We start from the raw sequence: 3,480 nt of genomic DNA, 5'->3' as shown, positions 1-3,480 counted from the left end.
AAAGAAAAATTAAGCTAAGTGAAAAACCATGGAGCAAGACCAGAAAAAATGTCCTTTTTATGCAGAAACTATCAAGATAGAAGCTATCAAATGTGTGTTCTGCGGAGAATTTTTAGAAAGCGGATTAAGGGAGGCCAGAAAAAGTGAAAGTCAAGTCATCGTTAACGCTCCTCGTAAACGAAAATGGAGTCCTGGAACAGCCTGTCTTTTAAGTTTTATTATACTGGGCGCAGGCCAAATGTATAAAAGTAATATACTTGCTGGCCTCTTCTGACTTGCGGCAGTACTTATAGGGTATTTCTTACTCATTTTACCGGGGATCATACTTCACCTGGTATGCATTTTTTCTGCATCATCACGTGATCCTTATCGGGAAGCTAGCTAAAAACCAATAAAAACAAAAAAGTTTTATGGAAACATATCAGGTATTCATTGGCGCAGGGTTTATAACTTGGACTTTTTTCTCAATTCGTTTTATCAATACCTTATACAAAACCAAGAGAACCACTTCTGTTAATCCTTATATTTATGATGCCATACCCAGTGTATTTACAACACTAGGGGTTCTCGGAACCTTTTTAGGTATTTACATTGGATTAAGGAGCTTTGATGTAGAAGATATTAATACAAGTATCCCTATTTTACTTGACGGTTAAAAACAGCATTTTTAACCTCTATTTTAGGAATTATTCTATCCATCTTTTTCGGAAAGATCTCTAAAATCATACTTGGCTCAGTTGAGGCGAAAGAACCAGCTAAACCATCCGATGAAATAACAGCATTAAACGAAATACTAATTATTTTAAAAGAAGGAAATAAGGCAAACAAGGAGTCATTTGCAGCCTTAAAAGATGCTATCAATGGGGAAGGGGACGAGTCCATAGCGACCCATCTCGTTAAAATTAGAAATCAAAATACAGAACTTTTGAAAGAAAACGGAGCGACAGAAAGAGGCTAATGAAAAAATGCTGAAAGCAATAGGAAAGGACGAGGAAACTAGCCTCTTAACACAGCTTCAAAAATTACGCGCGGAACAGAATGAGCATGCGAAAGCACATGATGAACATATTAAATGGATCATTGTATCCATGGCGAATAATAGAGAAATCGTTGAGAAAAAGTTTAATGAGTTTTCACAGCTACTTGCTAAAAATAATACCGAGGCATTAGTTGATGTCATGAAAAAAGCTACTGAGGAGTTTAATAATCAGATGTCTGCTTTAATAAACAAATTGGTGCAAGAAAATTTCGCAGAGTTGAACAACAGCGTAAAGATGCTAAATATATGGCAGGCAGAAAATAAAGAAATGATTCAAGAGCTTACCCATCAATTTAAGGTAGTCTCAAATAATTTCTCCATTTCCTCAATAGCTTTAAAAGAAATCACACACAATACGAGCACATTAACAGACAAAAATAGCCAGCTGGCGCAAATTGTAGAATCCCTTAAAAAAGTAATGGTAGATGATTCCAAATTCTCTGAAATCACGAATAGTTTAGCAACTACAGTTGAAACGTTAAAAACTAACACAGAAGCCTTCGATGAAACAACCCAAAAACTTAATCAATGGGTTAAAAAACAAAGGGACTTTTCGGACAGTGTAGCCAAGTTGCTTGTCCGATTGGAGGATGTAGAAAAAATCAAAGACATCAATGAGATATTCTGGAAAAATCTAAAGTCACAACTTCATGACGCCATTAGCATTATTGAAAAATCAATAAAAGATTTAGACAATGAGGTCCAGACCATACATGGCCATTTCTACACCAAACTCAATGACACATTCCAGAATCTAGATAATCTTATCCAGAGAATTATGGCCAAGCATAAATGAAAACTATGTCCCTATCAAAGAGAAGTACCAAAACAGAGGAAAGCAACTGGGTATCATTTTCTGATATCATGACCGGCTTGATGGTTATCTTTATGTTTATCGCCATCTCCTACATTTTAGAGGTTCAGAAAAGACAGGAAGAACGAAATGAATTATTTGAAGAATTTCAAGCCACGAAAGAAAGTCTATACTTTGCTTTGGATAGTGCCTTCCGAGATGATTTTAAGAAATGGAAAGTAGAGCTAGACAAGGATCTATCCATCAAATTCACTAATCCAGAAGTCTTATTTGCTTCGGGGCAAACAGATATCAGACCCTATTTTAGAGAAATACTTGATGAGTTTTTACCACGATATTTTGATATTATTCTGCAAAAAAAATATGTCGACAGGATTTCCGAAGTCAGGATTGAAGGTCATACCGACCAAGTCCCAGCATTTAACTTTGATGCGGATCCTTACATAGGGAATATTAAGTTGTCCCAACTTCGATCTGCTCAAGTCTTAAAGCATTTTAGAAATATGCCCTATTTTAAGACACTGCCAGACGAGTCGGTCAGTCTCTTACAGTACTGGTTAACCGCTAACGGACTATCCTATGGAAGAACACTGGACGATAATAAGCGCTTGACAAGTGAATCAGGAATGCCTGCCAATAATGAGTTTTCTAGAAGGGTGGAGTTCAGAATCGTCACGACAAGTGATAAACTCGTGGAAAAAGTTATTCAAGAGTTAAGAGAGAAATGAGAAAAGACCTCAAAGATATCGATCTGTATAAGTTTGAAAAGCTTTCGAAAGCCTTAGATGAATGGGGCTTTCCCAAGATAGACTTCGAAAGTGGATTTGAAGTAGTCAAGGGAGTAGACTTTGAGCGTGCCTATAAGGCAAACAATATACGGTTTGAGGAAGATGGTATTTACCTAGACTATAACGGCTACTCCATTAAAGGATACATGTTCATTCAGGAACCATATTTAGAAAAGTATCATATGCGCTTACCTAAATTTCATGTGGTCAAGTGTAAGGTGATTTCAGACTTTCTTGATAAAGGGCAGTTCAAAGAGCGATACCATTTCTCAAATTCTGAAAAAAATGACCTCACTGACATCCTGAGTAAAAAGGTGTACCCTGATCAAGAACTTACACTTTGCGGGTACTGTAAAAAAATAATCACACAGGATATCCAGACAACTAAGGATTTTTATGATTTACTGGGGGATTTTGAGCGACCAAAAGATCTAGAAGTAGATATTTTCGGGTATCCAAAAGGTTGGGATCAATTAAGTTACGCCTACCGCCAGAAACACGATTTCACCTGTCAGGAGTGTGGGTTTAAGCCCAAGTCCGCACTGGATCGCCGTTTTATCCACACTCATCATATTGATGGATCTAAGACCAACAATGCAGAACACAACTTAAAGTGTCTGTGTATTAAATGCCATTCGAATCAAGATGAGAAACACATGCAGAACTTCGGATCGGGAAGTAGAGCACTGGACTTAAAGGAGTTTGAAAGGAAATATCATATTTAAGATATTTATAATTACAAAAACTATATTTAAATATCAATTAATTTAAATAAATAATAATTAAACCTACGCAATGCCACACACTTCAATTTTTACAAGCTTGTACGACTTTTGTAA

Annotated in this window: 5 protein-coding genes; all 5 read left to right on the top strand. The window is 36.4% G+C overall.

The window, feature by feature from the left end; all coding sequences use genetic code 11:
* Positions 1-28: 28 nt before the first annotated feature.
* The 5 genes from A3SI_RS16075 (at position 29) to A3SI_RS16055 (ending at position 3,366) form a co-directional block, all read left to right on the top strand.
* Positions 29-274, top strand: a complete 246-nt coding sequence (locus A3SI_RS16075; RefSeq protein ID WP_009057550.1) for a hypothetical protein — start codon at positions 29-31, stop codon at positions 272-274.
* Between the two features lie 136 nt (positions 275-410).
* The gene (locus A3SI_RS19165; RefSeq protein ID WP_009057549.1) at positions 411-656 is read left to right on the top strand and encodes a hypothetical protein; all 246 of its coding nucleotides are present in this window, start codon (positions 411-413) and stop codon (positions 654-656) included.
* Positions 657-965: 309 nt separating this feature from the next.
* Positions 966-1,835, top strand: a complete 870-nt coding sequence (locus A3SI_RS16065; protein ID WP_009057548.1) for a hypothetical protein — start codon at positions 966-968, stop codon at positions 1,833-1,835.
* Positions 1,836-1,840: 5 nt separating this feature from the next.
* Positions 1,841-2,581, top strand: coding sequence for an OmpA/MotB family protein (locus A3SI_RS16060; RefSeq protein WP_040671239.1), 741 nt, complete (start codon positions 1,841-1,843; stop codon positions 2,579-2,581).
* Positions 2,578-3,366: an HNH endonuclease signature motif containing protein gene (locus A3SI_RS16055; RefSeq protein WP_009057546.1), complete on the top strand. Its 789-nt coding sequence runs from the start codon at positions 2,578-2,580 to the stop codon at positions 3,364-3,366. The genes A3SI_RS16060 and A3SI_RS16055 overlap by 4 nt, the downstream gene beginning before the upstream one ends.
* Positions 3,367-3,480 lie beyond the last annotated feature (114 nt).

This window comes from Nitritalea halalkaliphila LW7 (assembly GCF_000265075.1).
Taxonomy (GTDB): Bacteria; Bacteroidota; Bacteroidia; order Cytophagales; family Cyclobacteriaceae; genus Nitritalea; species Nitritalea halalkaliphila.
The sequence above is the reverse complement of the archived record's forward strand: the minus strand, read 5'-3'. Positions and strand labels throughout refer to the sequence as shown.